This window comes from Sporolactobacillus pectinivorans, from assembly GCF_002802965.1.
In the GTDB taxonomy this organism is placed as follows: domain Bacteria; phylum Bacillota; class Bacilli; order Bacillales; family Sporolactobacillaceae; genus Sporolactobacillus; species Sporolactobacillus pectinivorans.
Genome location: NZ_NXGA01000001.1, coordinates 1,729,553 through 1,747,840, shown reverse-complemented (window position 1 = coordinate 1,747,840; position 18,288 = coordinate 1,729,553). Strand labels below are relative to the sequence as shown.

Annotated in this window: 17 protein-coding genes, 1 pseudogene and 1 other annotated feature; of the genes and pseudogenes, 6 read left to right on the top strand and 12 right to left on the bottom strand. The window is 44.5% G+C overall.

What is annotated here, in order from left to right; translation table 11 throughout:
- Positions 1-5: 5 nt before the first annotated feature.
- From COP04_RS08335 to COP04_RS08290, 9 genes and pseudogenes are all read right to left on the bottom strand, one after another.
- Positions 6-1,109: an ABC transporter permease gene (locus tag COP04_RS08335; RefSeq protein ID WP_100487545.1), complete on the bottom strand. Its 1,104-nt coding sequence runs from the start codon at positions 1,107-1,109 to the stop codon at positions 6-8.
- Positions 1,090-2,265, bottom strand: a complete 1,176-nt coding sequence (locus COP04_RS08330) for an ABC transporter permease (protein ID WP_100487544.1) — start codon at positions 2,263-2,265, stop codon at positions 1,090-1,092. Before COP04_RS08330 ends, COP04_RS08335 begins: the two co-directional genes overlap by 20 nt.
- Entirely contained in the window at positions 2,262-3,197 is a 936-nt protein-coding gene (locus COP04_RS08325) for an ABC transporter ATP-binding protein (protein WP_100487543.1), read from the bottom strand. Before COP04_RS08325 ends, COP04_RS08330 begins: the two co-directional genes overlap by 4 nt.
- Before the next feature lie 130 nt (positions 3,198-3,327).
- Positions 3,328-4,461 (bottom strand): radical SAM/CxCxxxxC motif protein YfkAB, encoded by a 1,134-nt coding sequence (yfkAB, locus tag COP04_RS08320; protein ID WP_100487542.1) that lies wholly within the window; start codon positions 4,459-4,461, stop codon positions 3,328-3,330.
- 85 nt (positions 4,462-4,546) lie between these two features.
- Positions 4,547-4,813: a hypothetical protein gene (locus COP04_RS08315; protein WP_100487541.1), complete on the bottom strand. Its 267-nt coding sequence runs from the start codon at positions 4,811-4,813 to the stop codon at positions 4,547-4,549.
- 243 nt (positions 4,814-5,056) lie between these two features.
- Positions 5,057-5,119, bottom strand: a pseudogene (locus COP04_RS20745) (YjcZ family sporulation protein); the annotation flags it as partial.
- Between the two features lie 321 nt (positions 5,120-5,440).
- Entirely contained in the window at positions 5,441-6,043 is a 603-nt protein-coding gene (locus COP04_RS08305; RefSeq protein ID WP_100487540.1) for a response regulator transcription factor, read from the bottom strand.
- Positions 6,040-7,149 carry a sensor histidine kinase gene (locus tag COP04_RS08300; RefSeq protein ID WP_162297086.1) on the bottom strand — a complete coding sequence of 370 codons (1,110 nt, stop codon included), beginning with the start codon at positions 7,147-7,149 and terminating at the stop codon, positions 6,040-6,042. The genes COP04_RS08305 and COP04_RS08300 overlap by 4 nt, the downstream gene beginning before the upstream one ends.
- Before the next feature lie 730 nt (positions 7,150-7,879).
- Entirely contained in the window at positions 7,880-9,154 is a 1,275-nt protein-coding gene (locus COP04_RS08290) for a C40 family peptidase (protein ID WP_100487537.1), read from the bottom strand.
- Between the two features lie 333 nt (positions 9,155-9,487).
- On the opposite strand from COP04_RS08290, the gene COP04_RS08285 reads away from it, so the two are divergent.
- Positions 9,488-9,991: a hypothetical protein gene (locus tag COP04_RS08285; protein ID WP_100487536.1), complete on the top strand. Its 504-nt coding sequence runs from the start codon at positions 9,488-9,490 to the stop codon at positions 9,989-9,991.
- Positions 9,992-10,335: 344 nt separating this feature from the next.
- Here the strand turns inward: COP04_RS08285 and fumC are convergent, their stop codons facing one another.
- Positions 10,336-11,724, bottom strand: a complete 1,389-nt coding sequence (gene fumC, locus COP04_RS08280; RefSeq protein WP_100487535.1) for a class II fumarate hydratase — start codon at positions 11,722-11,724, stop codon at positions 10,336-10,338.
- A gap of 149 nt (positions 11,725-11,873) precedes the next feature.
- On the opposite strand from fumC, the gene COP04_RS08275 reads away from it, so the two are divergent.
- Positions 11,874-12,596 carry a metallophosphoesterase family protein gene (locus tag COP04_RS08275; protein WP_193437456.1) on the top strand — a complete coding sequence of 241 codons (723 nt, stop codon included), beginning with the start codon at positions 11,874-11,876 and terminating at the stop codon, positions 12,594-12,596.
- Positions 12,597-12,668: 72 nt separating this feature from the next.
- On the opposite strand, the gene COP04_RS08270 is transcribed toward COP04_RS08275, so the two are convergent.
- Positions 12,669-12,902, bottom strand: coding sequence for a YtxH domain-containing protein (locus tag COP04_RS08270; RefSeq protein WP_100487533.1), 234 nt, complete (start codon positions 12,900-12,902; stop codon positions 12,669-12,671).
- Positions 12,903-13,094: 192 nt separating this feature from the next.
- Positions 13,095-14,345 (bottom strand): tyrosine--tRNA ligase, encoded by a 1,251-nt coding sequence (tyrS, locus tag COP04_RS08265; protein ID WP_100487532.1) that lies wholly within the window; start codon positions 14,343-14,345, stop codon positions 13,095-13,097.
- Between the two features lie 58 nt (positions 14,346-14,403).
- Positions 14,404-14,622 (bottom strand) — a binding site (T-box leader).
- Positions 14,623-14,831: 209 nt separating this feature from the next.
- On the opposite strand from tyrS, the gene def reads away from it, so the two are divergent.
- The 4 genes from def to queC all read left to right on the top strand — a co-directional run bounded on the left by def (position 14,832) and on the right by queC (position 18,190).
- Positions 14,832-15,389, top strand: a complete 558-nt coding sequence (gene def, locus COP04_RS08260) for a peptide deformylase (protein ID WP_100487531.1) — start codon at positions 14,832-14,834, stop codon at positions 15,387-15,389.
- Positions 15,390-16,262: 873 nt separating this feature from the next.
- The gene (locus COP04_RS08250) at positions 16,263-16,934 is read left to right on the top strand and encodes a queuosine precursor transporter (protein WP_100487530.1); all 672 of its coding nucleotides are present in this window, start codon (positions 16,263-16,265) and stop codon (positions 16,932-16,934) included.
- A 15-nt stretch (positions 16,935-16,949) separates the two neighbouring features.
- Positions 16,950-17,438 (top strand): preQ(1) synthase, encoded by a 489-nt coding sequence (gene queF / locus COP04_RS08245; protein WP_100487529.1) that lies wholly within the window; start codon positions 16,950-16,952, stop codon positions 17,436-17,438.
- Between the two features lie 38 nt (positions 17,439-17,476).
- Positions 17,477-18,190 carry a 7-cyano-7-deazaguanine synthase QueC gene (gene queC / locus COP04_RS08240; protein WP_100487528.1) on the top strand — a complete coding sequence of 238 codons (714 nt, stop codon included), beginning with the start codon at positions 17,477-17,479 and terminating at the stop codon, positions 18,188-18,190.
- Positions 18,191-18,288 lie beyond the last annotated feature (98 nt).

Below are 18,288 nucleotides of genomic sequence, written 5' to 3'. Positions count from 1 at the left end.
TCCGATTAACGTGCAATATCTGATTTTTTCCAGGAAGCAAGCAGGAAAAACACAGCGGCGAACGCAAGCAGAACAACCAAATCCATTATAACATGGTTCAACTGATTGCCGTATACGAGCGATGTCAGTGCGCGCATACCCCATGTTGTCGGTACGAAATCAGCAATTTTTTGCATAAAAACAGGGGTGATGCTGATTGGCCAGAAACAGCCGCCGAGCATTGCGACCGGCGTGATAATCAGTTGACTAAGGGCTGTGGCCTGCCCTAGGCTCTTAGCAAGGGAACTGATCAAAATACCGATCGATACTGAGACAACTGAAAAAACAAACAGCACGAAAAATACATTAAACAACGAAGGGCCTAGCGTTGCATGGAAACCGAAAACAAGAACTGCCATTAACAACAGAATGGTTGCCGCCGCGAGCATCAGATAGCTTAATATATTTTGTACATTATAGCTCCGGACTGATAACGGGGTCGTAAAGAAGCGATTATACAGCTTCAGTTTTTTATCTTCCATAATGAAACGTGAGGAGACACTGACAATCATGAACAAGCCGAAAATAACGAATCCAAGGGCGCCCATAGTCTTTTCCTTCTGCGCGCCGGAATTATCCGTACTTTTTACGTGAAGTCCCAAATGATTTTTTTGATATTCGTCCAATGCCTTGTAAAACATATTCTTGTCTCCGCGGGCGCTCCCCGCCATCAGATGGACATCCTGAAGATAACTGGAAACAAATGTCTGGATACCGCTTGAAACATTGCTTTCCTGAACATGAAAACTTTGCAATTTAACAGATCTGCCTGCAAGCATGAACTGTGCAAAATGCTTGGGTATAATAATCACACTGTCAACCTTATTGTTAATAAGCTGATCCCTCATGTCTTTTTCCGTCACAGTAACCACGTCGGCCTGTGTTTTTATCGATTGTGCCATTCTTTGTGAGAGCAACGAGTGGTCATGATCAATAATTCCCACTACCGCCTTCTGAGCCCCTGAACCTGAGAATGAGAGAACGATAAAGAGTAGAGGGATAACCATCAACAGGACAAAATTCAGTTTATGCAGCAGGAAACGCTTGATATTATTTTGAAAGATCGCCATTTTTGCTCCTCCTCACTGCCGCAACTGTTAGTAATAACAAGCAGCCAGCTATGAAAATCAGTTTCAGTATTCCTCCGGTAACCGACACTCCGGATTCCCCATAAATATTCTGGAAGATAAGATTCTGCGCCAAAGAGTTGGGAAGCCAGCTGCGCAATGCCGAAGTGATTGGGTTGGTTTCGAGAAAACTGAGCTTGGCGTACCCGCCGGCCAAAAACGTAGCAACCGGAACGATAAAATTCAGAAGTGTGTTAGCAATTTCAAAGGTAAAGAACAACGACAATGCCATACTGAATATAATCACGATAAAACCGAGCAAGAAACACATCATAAATATAAATCCGAGCTGATTGCCAAAATTCGCATGATAGATAAATTTAAAAAATGTCACTAATACAATGATTTGTAAGAATACGGTCGCGAGTTGTCCAAGAGTTTTGCCGATCAAGAAATTCATCTGACGAACAGGGAGTGAACGTATTCTGTAGCCAATCGGTGATTTCTTTGATTCCCTGACAACATCCAGTCCATAATTCGAGGCATAGAGAATAATCATGATCAACATCGTCACCGCGTAATAATCGCTTGATTTCGGAACTTTACCATTAATGCTTAGCGCGTGGTCTGAAATCAGTGAATCCGGCTGCATTTGAGTACCGGACTGCGATGGAAAGGCACCGGCAGAGGCCGAAGCCCGAACGGCGTTAATCCGCTTCAAATAGCTTTCGGCAATATTTTTGATAATCGAGCTCTCAAGGTCGCCGCTGGTAATAAAGTCAAGCTTGTAGTTCCTGCCTTGTTGTACGGCTTGAGAAAATCCGCTGTTAATGACAATGACCGCATCAAGTTTCTGATTCTTTAAATCCGATGAAGCTGTTTTAACAGAAGAATAGCTTTTTGTTTTGACGATCTTTTTAATTTCCTGACTTTGAAAGAATTTCTCCAATTGACCGGCTATCGCGCCGTGGTCCTGATTAACCATGGCAGCATGAATATGCAAAGATTCCGTTGTATTGCTGCCGCTGCTGATATTGCTCAGTGCTGTCCCAAGAATTAACGTCAGGACAATGGGAAACAAAATCATAAAAAGCAGCCCGCGGCGATTCCGCAAATTTAATTTTACCGTAGTGAGAAAAACAGCAATGATCGTTCTCAATGAGATCCCTCCCGCAGAGCCCTTCCGGTCAGCGTCAGGAACACGTCTTCAAGCGTCGGGGTATTTGTCGCTACTTTTGTTACAGTGATACCCACTTCAAGAAATGCCGAAAGGACAGCATTCATATTCATCACACGCATGATAATGCGGACGGTCTGGCCTTCTATGGATGCGTCTTTGACTTCTGACAAGCCTTTTAATTTTTCGATCAGCGTATAGTTGGGTGAATCAATATCGACCGAAACAATCTGATCATCAACAATCAGCTTACTCAGTTCTTCCTTGGTTCCCTTGGCGATAATCCGTCCTTTGTCAACGATGGCAATTTGTGAGCAGATCGCTGCCACTTCTTCCATATAATGTGAAATGTAAATAACCGTGCAGCCCATCTGATTCAGTTTTTTGACCGATTCAAGAATATAATTGCGCGATTGCGGGTCAATCCCGACTGTTGGTTCATCCATAATAATCAGCTTTGGTTTGTGAACAATGGCACAGGCAATATTCAGGCGCCTCTTCATTCCGCCCGAAAACTGCGACGATTTTTTGCTCTGCAGGTGCGTCAGTCCCGTGAATTCCAGAGCGTCACTGACTCCGATTTTGAGAACTTCTCCTTTGAGTCCGAAAAGTTTGCCGAATAACCGGACGTTTTCATAGGCTGTCAATTCGTCATACACGGCGATATCCTGGGGAACGAGCCCGATTTGTTTTTTTATTTCCCGCTCATGTTTCCCCATCTCTTCTCCAAAAACGGTTATGTGCCCCTGATCAACGGATGTCAAGCCAAGAACAGTATTGACCAGCGTCGTCTTCCCGGCGCCGTTCGGACCGAGCAGGCCGAATATTTCACCGTCATCTATTGTAAGATTAAGGTGATCGATCGCGAGGAAATTTTTATAACGTTTAACAAGATCTTTCACTTCAATAATCATTGATCATGCCCCCTTCCATCTTCTATTCAAAGCTTAACAGGTGGCCGTACACAAAAATAGTGACTTATTGCCATTGTTCAGATGACAAAAGTCACTATTTTATAAGATATGGAATCTTTCAGAATAACGGTCAGTCGATCACAATCCGTGTTTTTCGTTTTGAAAAATCAACGTCTTTGTAATACGTATTTTTAACCAGTACATTCGGACCGAGACACTTTACCGCCGGGCAATGACAATTTAATGACCGGGCCAGCGGCGTTTGCATCCAGTTTCTGTAGGCACCCTCAAGACTGGTTGTTTTGATGTTCCCCAGAGGAGGCGTATCGCCAAAATCGGTAACGATGATATCGCCATTGAAAATATTAACGTTCAGCCGGGAGCGACCGTCAGGATCATTGCGAACCGTTACATTTTTTGCTTCATATAATTTCTTCAGAAGCTTCAGATCCCGCTCATCATCGCTGCACGGATAAAAAGGCAGCGTGCCAAACAACATCCAGACATCTTCATCCCGCGCATTCAGCAATCTCTGAATACCTGAACGGATTTCGTCCAATGACGCTACCTGTAGACTGCTCGCGAAATCGCTCGGATACATTGGGTGAATTTCATGACGACGACACCCCATTGTAACGACCTGCCTGTGAATTTCTTCAAGATGCGGCAGTGTGCGTTTATTAATCATGGTTTCAGCCGAGACAAGAACACCCCGTGAAGAGAGCACCTTGGCATTTTCAATCATGCGATTAAAGAATAGTTCCTGCTGTTCCCGTTTTGGTTTTTTATCCATTACTGCAAACCCAATATCAGAATAATCCTGAAAACTGCCATAATTAAATGAAATATGAAGGACATCCAGATAAGGGATAATTAGCTCATAACGCGCAAGATCGAGCGTCAGATTTGAATTAATCTGCGTTCTCAGTCCGCGCTCGTGTGCATACTTTAAAATGGGCACTACATACTCTCTTAACGATTTCAACGAGAGCATTGGCTCTCCGCCAGTAATACTGAGCGCGTGAAGATTAGTTGCTTCATCCAGACGTTTAATCATCAGATCCAGCGGCAGCGCATCCGGATCACGTTTCTGAAGCGTATAACCGACTGCGCAGTGTTCGCATCTCATGTTACAAAGCGTTGTCGTTGTAAACTCAACGTTAGTCAATTCAAGATGACCATATGCTTCCATATCATAGTAAGCTTCCCAAGGGTCATTCATTGGGCTGATGGGAGCCTTCTGTATCGTTTCTTTTGGCAACATTTTCATTTTCCTTTCAATATGATATGTATCCTATAACTATATCATATTGGAAAAAATAACAGAAAATCAAAATTAAGAAGCTCCATTATGCGGACAACACACCTGCCAGATGTTTGGAAATATAATCCTTCGTTTCAGGAATTCCGCTTCCTTCTATGACGATCAGGCACTCTTCATCATGACTAAAAAGTATAAATGAAAGAAGTTCAGATAACCGATGCACCTTATAAGCTTCGGTCTTTCCATAAACGTAAATGTTCTGATCCCACTGCGTGCAGTACCCATAAAAATCAATAAACTTGTTCAATTTAAGTTTTGAAGGATTAAATTTAAACGAAATGATGTTCCGCATGATTACCGCACTCCCCTTCGCATGATTAATGTATCTCTATTGTCACACATTTCCGGCAAATGCTGAACGGGGTTTTTTTGTCGATGCAGCACTAGTTTGGCAGAAGTAATTCACAAAAAAAAGGTTGACTTTTATCGATGGACATGACTTATTACTCAAATTAAAAATGCCAGGGTTCTGTAAATAAATACACCTGGCTATCCGTTGTTCCTTTACAACAGGCATTCTTCCCCCTTACTGCCTTCAGAAAAATAGCCCGACAATCACAAGGAGAATAAACATAACGACGATCAGAATGAACATACCTGTATCCTCCCTCTATTTTTCTATATCTTATGCAGACTTTATCCTGCTTGAGGGGGACACATGTACAATTCGACAAAAATTACTTTGCCCTTTCCATACGATTTGGATGAGTGGCGGCGTTCGGAGCAAGTTTTCTCTCATTAGGAGCAGAGTCTATCCGGATTAGGAGCAATTTTACCTTCGTTAGGAGTGAGTTTTTCCTTATTAAGAGCGAGCGGCGTTATCCAATGAATTTGCTGTCATCCTCTTCCATGGCCCGTCCCGCAACTTTCAAGATACATCTTTTTCCCTTCAAAATTCAGGGTAAACTTATTTTCTCCATCAAATCCAGCCTTTATTTTTCGCTTTGATCACAGCTTCTTGTCGGGAATGGCTTTCCATTTTCTGAATGGCTGAAGACAGGTAGTTGCGCACTGTGCCATGGGATAAATGGAGTTTATCCGCAATTTTTTTCGTGTCCTCCCCGCTGACAGCAGAGCGAAGCACATCAATCTCACGCGCTGTCAATGGATTCTGTTCGGAAAAAAAGAATGATTCTGCAAGTTCCGGGCTGATGAAACGCTGCCCCTGATTAATTTGACGGAGATGGGCAATCAAATCTTCAATCGGCTCATCCTTTAAAATATATCCGGATACTCCGGCCTTCATTGCTCTTTCTAAATACCCGGGGCGGGCAAACGTTGTAACGATCACTGTCTTGCACAGGCTTTTATTGTTCTTTAAGTATTCAGCAAGCTCCAGTCCGGACATTTCAGGCATTTCAATGTCGGCAATCAGTATATCCGGATGGAATTGATCAACAAGCGTCAATGCCTGCCGGCCATCCCCCGCTTCACCGACAACTTCAATATCTTCTTCCATTTCAAGAAGCTGAACAAGTGCGCCGCGCAGCATGCCTTGATCTTCTGTGATGACAACTCTCATGCGCCTGCTCCTTTCTTCTTTAGAGGGAGCGAAAAGCGGATAGCCGTTCCCCTTCTTTCAGACAAAATAGCAACCTTTCCTCCAATCAGTTTCATGCGCTCCTGCATGGTGTGAAGCCCATTTCCTTCAGTGTTCTTCTTCTGCATACCGACCCCGTCGTCTCTGACCTCAATGATCAGTTTCCGATGGTCTTCCGTCCCTATGATGTGGCAATGCCCGGCGGCACTATGCCTGACAACATTCGTCACAGCCTCACGAAGAGCAAGTGCCACCATGGATTCGTCAGCCTCACGGAGCATCGGCCATCTTTCCGGCACATCAATTGTCACAGATACACCTTTTGCTTCAAGGAAATGCTTTGCTTCTTCCATCTCTTCCGGTAATGAGCAGTCCCGGACTGAGGAGACAAGCTCTCGCGCCTGTTGCAATGCTTTCCTTGAGATGCCTTCTATTTCATCTATTTCTTTTTTAGCCCTTTCTCGATCTTTTGTAATAAGCCGTGCTGCCAGCTCGCTTTTCATAATAATCATAGTCAGCGTATGCCCGAGTGTATCATGCAGATCACGGGCGAAACGATTGCGCTCCTTCTCCTTGGTCAGGGTGACAATTCGTTCGTTTGCATCGTCTAGCTGATGGTGCAAACGTTTGGTCCGCTCATAAATAAAAATGGCAACCGGTGTAATGATTTCTACAAGAAAAACAATGAACTGGAACTGATGAAGAAAAACGAACGGATTGCCTTCCGTTAAGAAGGAAACCATCATGAAGGCAATGGTAAGTCCGCCAAGACCGGCCACCAGCTGAACGGTCTGATTCGCATAGCCGAACATCAGAACAAAAAGGAAACCATAGAACATCATTGAAGGATCGCTCATCAAAGAGACAGCAGACAGCACGGCTATGCTCAGTAAAAAATGAAAGACCAGATTCCAATTTTCAAGCCAGTACATCTGCCGAAAAACATAAAACAGAATCAGACCGGCTCCCACGCCAATCAATTTATCCGTCAGACGTCCGGCTTGCAGGACATTATAAAAATATTGCGGAAAAACCAGTAGTGCCCATATATAAGGATAAGGGCCCGTAGATTTTGGAAACAGTTTCAAGTCCGCACTCCCTTCCGATCCATAGCTTACTCCTGCGTTTAGCATACTCGGAAATGATATTTTCGTAAATGACAAGCTGTGCAGACGTTTATTCCCCATACCTTACCACTTTGACAGATATTATTCTGCTGTATATCATTTTAGCTAGTACACGATCGTCAAGCAAAGGAGGACGATCCATCGTCATATCCGTCCCAAAAAAGCAATGTTCCTTTTTTTCATCCCTCTGATTGTCGCTGTTCTCCACAGCACTGTCGCCTTTATCGCTTTACATAACTTGATCCATTTTTCCATTGCCTCGAATGTCGCAATTATTATGGGTGTTTTCATGCTTGCTCAGGTTATCCATTATTTCATAGTGAGGTATCGTTATCCGCATTCGCTTTATAAGGCCATAAAGGCTTAAAGACTCATTCGAGGTATACCGCTTTCTGTCAGGGATAACAGGAGAGCCCGTTAAAAAACGGCTCTTCTTTTTTATTTGAACGGCATTTTAATCTCGGTCGCCAACAAATGCGTTCGGAGAAAAAGAACGTTCCTTTCTCTACTTGCCAGCTCTTCTCATTTTCACTCAACACAATCTTTCCGTGGACCAGAATATGTACCTGGGTGACAGGTGTCATAGCTACTGCCAAAATGCTCACATATATGGACATCGGGTTGCAAAATAAAAAGACACGGGAATAGTCCCATGCCTTGATCCTTCTATAATAAATTAAATACTATTAAATCAGTTCAATATTCTGCGGACAACGCCACTGAAATGGGAACTCCAATATGGATTACTCATGCTGACAACCGCAACCCCGGTACTGTCCTGAGAGCCGATAAAACGACCGCCGCCAAGATAGATTCCCACATGGCCATTCGTTTGATAAGTGTCGAAAAAGATCAGGTCGCCAGGTTTTGCCTGGCTGTAGCTTACAGGGGTACCCATGTTAACAAGACTGTCTGTATTTCCATGGAGACTGATCCCATTCGCCGCAAAGGCAGCACGAACAAAACCCGAGCAGTCAAACTGTCCGGTGGACGGATCTGAAGCGCCCCAGACATAGCTTGATCTGCCGATAAACTGATTCCCATAATTAACAATTCCGGAAATACCACCTGTAGCAGCCGAAGCAGAAATATTAAAAGAAGAAGCAGACGGTGCAGCTGATTGGGAGCTACCAGAATTACTGGAACTAGAACTATTGGAACTGCCGGAATTGCTGGAGCTAGAACTATTGGAGCTGCTGGCTCCCGACTGTCTGGAGGCGAATACGGTGGACGGAGAATACGACGTTGGGGTCACATTTTGTGCTGCCTTTGCAATATCTGCAGCTGCACCCGCAAGCGCCGTAAGCTGTTGCTGAACACTCTTCTGTTTTACTGAAAGCGCATCGATGGCTATCTTTCTTTGCGCCTGAAGTGCCTCCACTTCATTAAGTGCTGATTTCAAATTTTCCAGTTTGGCGACATTAGTCGCCTGTTTTTTTTCAACAATTTGCTTTTTATCATTCACAGCGGACTGGTCGTTCTGCTGATCAGTAATAAGCTTCTGATCCTGTGAAGTGATGGTAAAGAGCGCTTTAGTACGGTCAAGGAAATCGCCGAAATTTTTTGATCCGAGAAGAACATCAATATAGTTTATTGATCCGCCACTCTTATAGATTGAAACAAGCCGTTCATCAAGAAGCTTTTTCCGGTTGTCAATCCGTTTCTGAATCGTGCCAATTTCTGAATTCAGCGCCGTAATAGCATCATTATTCTGATTAATGTCAACTTGGCTCTGACTGATTTCCCCGGTAAGCTTTAGCTGCTTGCTTATCATTGTTTTAAGATCACTCTGCAACGCCTGCTGCTGTGCACTTAAATCAGCACTTAAAGATTGCTGGGCACTTCTGTCTTTATTAATCTGTTGAAGAGACGGACTAGCGTATGTAACTGCTGGTAATACGGATGTGTATGTCAGGCTGGCTGTCAGTGCAAGTGTTACAGCAACTTTCTTTTTTGTCATTTTCATGATCAGCGTCTGTCCTCCCCAAGACATTCGTTATCTATTTCTGTTTTTTGATCCACAGTTTCTACATTTATCAATGGTTATCGATACTTTCTACTTTCAATCGACTTTTTCATTATAGCATCAGCTAAATTTGACAGATATTAAGCTTTTGTTTCTCAATGATACATAAATGTAACATTAGACGGCAAAGCTGTTTTTTAAAGGACTTGCATTTGTAACATTAGTGTAATTTGTGATATTTTCAAGAATTCCTTCAATTTTGATATTTTCCTGAAGTTATAGGACAAAACAAACCATTCATAGATTAATGAAAAGGCGACAGGAAGTGATTAGATGTTAGTGCTTTCAGGTGCGATACTCATTGCAACCGTGTTTGTTAACCAGCTCAGGGAAAAGCCGCTGACAGGGAGTTTGTACCGGCAGCCTCTGGTTTTGCTTCTCTACGCTGGGTGCGCGCTTTCCTTTATGGCTTCAGTTTCACCGGCCGACTGGTGTATGATTTTAGCGTCATTATGCCTGTCTTTTGTCTTGGGAATGGTCCAGGGGCGTTACACACCGCTGGTCAATCACGATGGTGCCTGGTATCTTTCGGGGTCAATAATGGCCGTTCTCATCTGGTTTTTATCTATACCTGTTCGCTATGCACTGAATGCTGTATTTACCCATCTGTTTTCACTCAGCTCATCATTGAATGAGTCATCAAGCTTTATTATCTATTTTATTTTTATCGCGGGTTTTCTTCTTGGCCGCTACTCCATGCTGTTTTTCAGATATCCTTCTCTTGTAGCCCAAATAGGCAGGAACGAACAAAGATTAAAGAGACAGCATGCAAGGTAAATCAGCCAAATGTTATCGTCTTGTTTAAATAGAAAAAACAACTTTCAAATTCAATAAGAGTGAAGCTTTACAGAAAAAAAGGCAAAAAATAGGAGGCACTGAAAAACTTTAAGCTTTTTCAGTGCCTCAAAAATACCCAGTCCTTTTTAGGTTTAGAGAAAGTCCTCAATTCCGGTTTCTAAATTGAGGTAATGCACAATAAAGAGAGACTGCGCATTAACGAAGGCGTTCATTTAGCCTATAAGATCCTCTGAACCGCGAAGACCGGTTTTTTTCTCTGAAGACTGATTTTTTTGCAGGAAGACCGATTTTCTTTTGCGAAGACTGTTTTATTGTGGAACCTTTCAGGCTTTAGGCTGAGTCATTTCTTCAGGCTTAATATATTGATCAAACTGTTCCGGCGTCAGTATTTTCAGTTTCACAGCGGCCTCTTTGAGACTCAGCCCTTCCTGATAAGCTGTCTTTGATATTTTCGCTGCTTTCTCATAGCCGATATAAGGATTCAAAGCGGTAACAAGCATCAGCGAACGCTGAAGATTTTCAGCAATCTTCTTTCTTTCAGGATTAATGCCAACGGCGCAATGATCATTGAACGAACGCATCACATCCGCCAGCAGCCGGGCGGACTGAAGAAAATTATAGCCAATAACCGGTTTGAAAACATTGAGTTCAAAATTGCCCTGACTTGACGCAAAACCGATTGCTGCGTCATTCCCCATAACTTGTACGGCTACCATCGTCACTGCCTCACACTGGGTCGGGTTCACTTTACCGGGCATGATTGAGCTCCCGGGCTCATTTGCCGGAATGGTCAGTTCTCCGATGCCGCATCGCGGACCGCTCGCCAGCCATCGAACATCGTTGGCAATCTTCATGAGATCAGCTGCCAGAGCTTTCAACGCGCCGTGCACGGCCACAATCTGGTCGTGGCTGGTCAGCGCCTGAAATTTATTCGGAGCCGTCCGAAATTTCTTGCCGGTTATTTCACTGATTTTTTCCGCAGCCAGCTTTCCAAACTCTGGATGAGCATTTAATCCGGTCCCGACGGCAGTTCCTCCAATGGCCAGATCTCTTAAATATTGCAAGCAACTTTGAATCATTTCTTCCGAACGTTCCAGCATGCATGCCCATCCGCTGATTTCCTGGCCAAGTGTCAGCGGGGTTGCATCCTGCAGATGGGTCCTTCCGATTTTGACAATGTCATTAAACTGCCTCGATTTTTGCTTCAATGTCGCTTTCAGCAAATCGAGTGACGGCAGAACCTGATCCTCAACCGCCAGCAATGCCGCAATATGCAGTGCCGTCGGATACGTATCATTTGAACTCTGTGACTTATTTACATCATCGTTGGGGTGCACGTGCAGCTCCGATCCCAAATCCTTTAGCAATTGATTGGAACGGCTGGCTATAACTTCATTTACATTCATATTCGATTGTGTGCCACTCCCGGTCTGCCACACCATCAGGGGAAACTCGGCGTTCCACCCGCCGGAAATGATTTCGTCTGCCGCTTCAGAAATGGCCGAAGCTTTTGAAGCATCCAGTTTCCCAAGTTCCATATTAGCGCGTGCCGCACCTTTTTTCAGAATGGCGAAGGCCCTGATGATTTCCAGCGGCATCTTCTCCCAGCCAATATGAAAATTATTTCTGCTTCTTTCGGTCTGGGCCGCCCAAAGCCTGTCTGCGGGCACTTTCACTTCGCCCATTGTGTCGTGCTCAATACGAAATTCCATCATGCTCATCCTTTCCGAAACTTTTTATTTCCCTACAGACGCGCCATCTGAATTCGTTTTCACTATTATTATAGCGATAAATGATGCTAAATTTAAAGTTTTTCTCCCGGTCCACAGATCATAGTTGCATAACAGATATTGTTTTGTCTATGATAGTAGGAGAAAGTGAGGGAATTTTATTGCAGGCAGTCAGACGTTTGCTCGTGATCAGTGATATGCATGGCCAGATCGATGCTTTTAACGCCTTGCTGGAAAAGGCAGAGTTTGATGCGTCCGAAGATCTTCTTTTTTTGTTAGGAGATTACGTGGATCGGGGACAAAATCCGAAAGCAATGGTCGCGAAAGCGCGTGAACTGGAAAAAAAAGGCGCGATCGTACTTAAAGGAAATCACGAGGATATGATGGAGAAAGCGCTCATTGGGCGAAAGACTGAATCTCTGGCTCATTGGGCTGCAAATGGAGGTGCGCAAACTTTGTCAAGCTATGGCCTTGATTTTAAATTCGTGTACCAGAATATTGAGAGCGACAGTCTGAAACTTCCTGATGAACTGCTAGACGATCTATCCTGGATTGAGCAGCTTAATGTTTATGCACAGACGGAACATTACATATTTGTCCATGCCGGCATCGATCCTGATAAAAAGATCGAGGACACGGATGAAGAAACTTTTTTATGGATCAGGGAACCCTTTTTCTCAGGATACCACGGCGATAAAATTGTCATTTTCGGCCATACCCCGACGATGAATCTTCAGCAATCCTGCGATATCTTCTTTGGAAAAAACAAGATCATAGGCATAGACGGAGGCAGTGTATTTGGCGGACAACTAAATTGTCTGGAACTCCCCTCAAAAGCCACTTTTTCTGTATGAACAAAAAAGCTCTTCCGGAAGAGAAATCGCTTCTCCGAAAGAGCCATGCATTTGTTCACGTCTCAGCAGTGTTCAGCTGTACGGTTCGTCATCTTTTTTAATCAGGCTTGAAGCCGTCTGCTTTACTTTGTCAACCCCGCTATTAAGCAGTTCCTTGATATGCAAATCCTGCCGTGTCTCTTCGCCGGATTTTGGAGCCAGCAGCAGCGCAGTAGCAGCTCCAATCAATCCGCCAATGACACCGCCGATAAAGAGTTCTTTAGCACCGGCGCAGTTGCATGTTTTTTCGCACTTCTCAGTACCCATCTTCCATTCCTCCTTGGATTTGCATCGTTGTGTCGATTTATCTTGTAATAAAGATGAAATTGGGTCAGGCACAGCTTTTTAAAAGTTTCAATCAACTGTGCAATCCTGTCATGAACAGTATAGCAATATACGGATTGCCCGTCTAACAATCGATCGCTATTTCACAAATCGCCGCGAAAATGATAAAAGGGATCAGTATTTAACGAGCGTATATTTTTTCTTCCCGCGCCGGATGATCATGTACAGGCCTTCGATCCGGTCCTGCTCGGTTAGCACATCGTCAAGCAGTGACCTGCGGACGCCGTTCACGTAGATCGCACCATTTCCGATATCTTCTCTCGCTTGCCTCTTAGAGGAACTTACACCTGCTGCCACAATCAGATCAACCAGTTTAACCGGTTCTCCTGATGCGGCTTCAAACGTCGGAAAAGCTCTGAATCCCTGACGTATTTCAGCAGCAGTCAATTGGGAAACATCTCCGCTGAAAAGCGCGTCGGTAATGTCTTCGGCTTCGACCAGCGCTTTTTCACCATGAACCAGCTTCGTCATTTCCCGGGCAAGTGTTTTTTGTGCTTTCCGCTCCTCAGGGTGCTCCCTTACTTCATCCGCAAGTGCTTCAATTTCATCCTTTGACAGGAATGTAAAGTACTTTAGATAATTAACGACATCATCATCGGAAGCGTTAAACCAGAACTGATACCATTCATACGGTGTTGTTTTTTCAGGATCAAGCCAAATCGCTCCACCCATCGACTTGCCAAACTTCGTGCCATCGCTCTTTGTAATCAGCGGAAATGTCAGACCAAATGCCGGTTCTTCGTGCCCTTTTCTTCGGATCAGTTCCAATCCGGCTGTGATATTCCCCCATTGGTCGCTTCCCCCGATCTCCAGCCTGCATCCTTCATTCTCGTACAAATTCAGATAATCGAATGACTGCAGGAGCATGTAGGAAAATTCGGTAAAAGAAATACCTGCTTCCATTCGGGACTGTACCGAATCTTTTGAAAGCATATAATTCAGCGGGAAATGTTTTCCAACATCCCGAAGAAAAGAAATGGCCGAAAGTGTGCCAAGCCACTGGCTGTTATTGAGATACGTCGCCTTCCCATGATCAAAGTCAAGGAAACGCGCCAATTGATTTTTCAGGCTCTCAGCAAAACCGTCTACCACTTCTTTCGTATTCAGCTGACGTTCCGTGGATCTTCCGCTCGGGTCACCGATCATGCCTGTGCCTCCGCCGACAAGTGCAATCGGATGATGGCCCGCCTTCTGCAAACGCATCATGATCACAATAATCAGCAAATTCCCGGCGTGAAGGCTATTGGCCGTCGGATCAAATCCGCAGTAAAAAGTTATAGGTTTTTTCAGTGCTTCCCTCAGGCCCTCTTCATCCGTTACCTGGTTAATCAGGCCCCGATATTTCAAATCATCAAGAATATCCATATTTTCTCACCTTTCTTCATTTGGTTTCCAGAATCAGGCAAAACAAAAAAGCCCTCCGACAAGGAGCGCTTTATGCACGGTACCATCCTTCTGACTGCTCGTCGGCAGCCACTTGATTGAATTAACGGCAAATCTGTTGCCGCCTTCCGCTACTGATCGTTCACGGAAGAAACTCAGAGAAGTAATTCGCAAAAACTGCCTGCTGCCGGCTCACACCACCCGCCGGTTCTCTGAAATGCTGACGCAGCTGCTACTGAAATCCCGTCATCGTCGATTACTGCTATTCTGGTAATAGTTATTCTGCCACGTTTTCCCCGAAGTGTCAAACAAAGAAAGGATTCCAGAAAAATTTTTTAAGCGAACAGCGGGAATTTAATTCGTTTCGGGCATAATCATAAACAAGTAAGCTCTTTTAATGATACACTATACTATATAATATATAATATAAAAAAGTTTTGGCTTTATGTTAAAGGAGTGTCATTTACTTTGATTACAATGGACGACATTATACGTGAGGGAAATCCGATACTCAGACAGGTTGCAAAGGAAGTTTCCCTGCCAGCAACCGATGAAGAGAAAGACACATTAAAAAACATGCTGGAGTTTCTTAAAAACAGCCAGGATGAAAAAATTGCAGAAAAATATCATCTCCGTGCCGGAATTGGCCTTGCGGCGCCTCAGCTGGCAATCAGTAAACGGATGATTGCCATTTTCTTAGATGATGACAATGGGAAACATTATGAGTACATGCTGTTTAATCCGAAAATTATCAGTGAATCAGTAGAGAATACTTTTCTTGAAGGCGGTGAAGGCTGTCTGTCCGTCGACCGCGAAGTGCCAGGTTACGTCCCACGTCATGCCCGTGTCAAGGTGAAGGCCTTTGACATTGACGGGAAACCGGTCACGCTCAGACTGAAGGGCTATCCGGGAATTGCAGTTCAGCATGAAATAGACCATCTGAATGGAATTCTGTTCTTTGACCATATCAACAAAGATGATCCGTTCACAATCCCTGATCATGTCGTGCAGCATGAGGAACTGTGAACCGCATGTGTCCAGGTAAATCTGCTGTTCAGGATAATCTCCTATCAAAGAACAGAACTCTTTAAAACAGTCTATGCTCGAAGAAGCAGGTCAGCCACATGAACCCGCTTTTTCGAGTTTTTTTACCGGTAGGGCCAAGCGCCGGAGCCAGTGCAATAATCATGCTGGCCAGCCCCGTATACAAACCCAGTTTGCATGAAGGAATCTTCGTTAAAATAATATAGAACATTAGCGGTGGCCTGTAGAGATCGCCTGCAGCAAGCGGCCAATAATTAATAGAAAAAAATCAGGTACCGCACCGCATAAAAATGTACCCACAATAAAATTCGTCACCGCAAAAAGAAATCACATACAGTTTTGAGTTTGAGGCGTTCTGGCAACAACCTGCTGACATAGCTTCTTTATCAGAGGCTCAATTTCTTCCATAAAATATATCGGAACTCAGACAGTTTTATCGGAACTCAGAAATCTCCGGTTCGCCTTTTGCGGGATCTTCCACTGTAAAGTCGTACCCCCAATCCGAGTGGAGTTTTCAAGCCATCGAAATGTTCTTGAAAATCTGTTGGATCATTTAGCCATACCTTAAGCCCTTTAAGAGCCCTACACATCAACGGATTGTAATCCACAGGTCTATTTTTTAAAATTTCCTAGAAAATAAGAAAAGCTGATATCCTAAAAGCCCAGTTTTTCGATCACTGCTTTGGTTACAGCTGCCGTCGATTGAGGATTTTGGCCTGTGATCAGCAACGAAAACAGCTCAGAAAAAGAAAGGCTTGCTCCTGAGAATAGAAGCCTCTATAATCAAGGAGTTACAGGCTGGCAGAGTTCGAAACCCTCCTCTGCCTTACAAAAAAAACTACGGGAGTGATCGATGTGAATTCATCTCAGTCAACTGTTTCTGTTCCTTTCAAACTAATTTTTCTGGCGATGGTGTTTGTTACCTGCCTGATCGCCGCAAATCTGGTCGCCTCCAAGTTTTTCTCCATCGGCGTTTTTTCCATGACCTCTGGGATCATTATTTATCCATTGACTTTTCTTGTACTAGACAGCATCACGGAATGCTGGGGCAGGCCGGTCGCCCAAAGAGTAGTATGGATTGGGCTTCTGGGCAACATTTTATTTATTCTGCTCTTGCAAGCGGCGATTCATTTGCCGCCCGCGTCTTTCTGGAAAAATGAACCGGCATTTACCAGTGCTCTCGGTGCGATGCCCCGGATCGTCATTGCTTCCCTCTGCGGCTACAGTGTCTCACAGACACTGGATATCATGATTTTCAGCGGATTAAAACGGCGCACGGAAGGCAGAATGCTTTGGTTGCGCAGCCTGATGAGTACGGCGATCAGCCAGCTGGCTGATTCGACCGTCTTTATGTTTGCCGGCTTTGCCGGCATCCTTCCGCTTTCGGCGATTGTAACGACCATCGGCACGGAATATATCCTGAAGTTCTCTTACGCGGTGATCGGCGTGCCATTCATCTATCTGGTTGTCCACTGGATCCGCGGTAGCAGAAATCATCAGCCGGTGGTGGCACTCAGCCGGGAATGAAGGGAGAGAGCATGAATGACAGATCGAACAAAAGAAAATTTGACATTGCTCCGAAATAAGGGAACGCAATATATTTTTGATTATGATCCCGGGCTGCTTGAAACGTTTCAAAATGCTCATCCGGACCGAGACTATTTCGTAAAATTCAATTTTCCGGAATTCACCAGTCTCTGTCCGATCACGCATCAGCCGGACTTTGCCACACTGTACGTCAGCTATGTCCCGGACACGCGCATGGTCGAAAGCAAATCACTGAAACTTTATTTTTTCAGTTTTCGCAACCATGGTGATTTTCATGAAGACTGCATTAACAAAATCGCCGATGATCTGATTCAGCTGATGAATCCGAAATATCTCGAAGTCTGGGGCAAATTTCTGCCGCGCGGCGGCATCAGCATTGATCCGTACGTCAATTATGGCAAGAAAGGGACGCGTTGGGAACAGGTCGCCTTTGACCGGCTGAGCCATCACGATATGTATCCAGAAAATGTTAATAATCGATAAAGAAGAAAATTGACAAATGAAAAGAGGATGTATGAACCATGGTTGAACGGGCAGTAGTCGTTCTGAGCGGCGGGCTCGATAGTGCGACATGCATGGGAATTGCCAGAAATAAAGGTTATGAAATTTATCCGATTACTTTCAGCTACGGGCAGCGGCATGCACGCGAGGTCGATCAGGCACGAAAAATTGCTGCTTACTTCGGCGTTAAGTCACATCGCGTTGTTTCCCTCGACTTCTTCAGACAGCTAGGTGGAAGCGCGCTGACCGATCCATCTATCGACGTTCCCCGCAATAAGGGCAGTGCGGACATCCCCGTAACCTACGTCCCGGCAAGGAATATGATTTTCCTGTCACTGGCCAGCGCATATGCCGAAGTTATTGGGGCGTCAACTATTTTCACCGGTGTCTCTTCGGTCGATTACAGCGGCTATCCGGATTGTAGGCCGAAATTTATCGAAAGTATGAATCGGACGATTAATCTCGCAACCCGTACCGGTGTCACCGACCACAGGCTAAAAATCGAAACACCGCTGATGCATTTGACAAAGAGTGAAACGATTAAATTGGGAACTCAATTACATGTGCCCTATGAACTGACCACATCGTGCTATAACGGAGGAGAAAAAGCGTGCGGCACCTGCGACAGCTGCCGGTTGCGGATTAAAGGATTCAAGGATGCCGGAATGATCGATCCGATCTCCTATGCGATTCCGATCTCCTATGCGATTCCGATCGACTGTGCTCAAAAATAAATGAGAATAGCAGAAAAGCAGTCTGCCAGGACTGCTTTTCTGCTTTACGTAGACTATGGACTTTTTGTCGCCGGGTCTTTTCAGGAAGTACTGCCGAA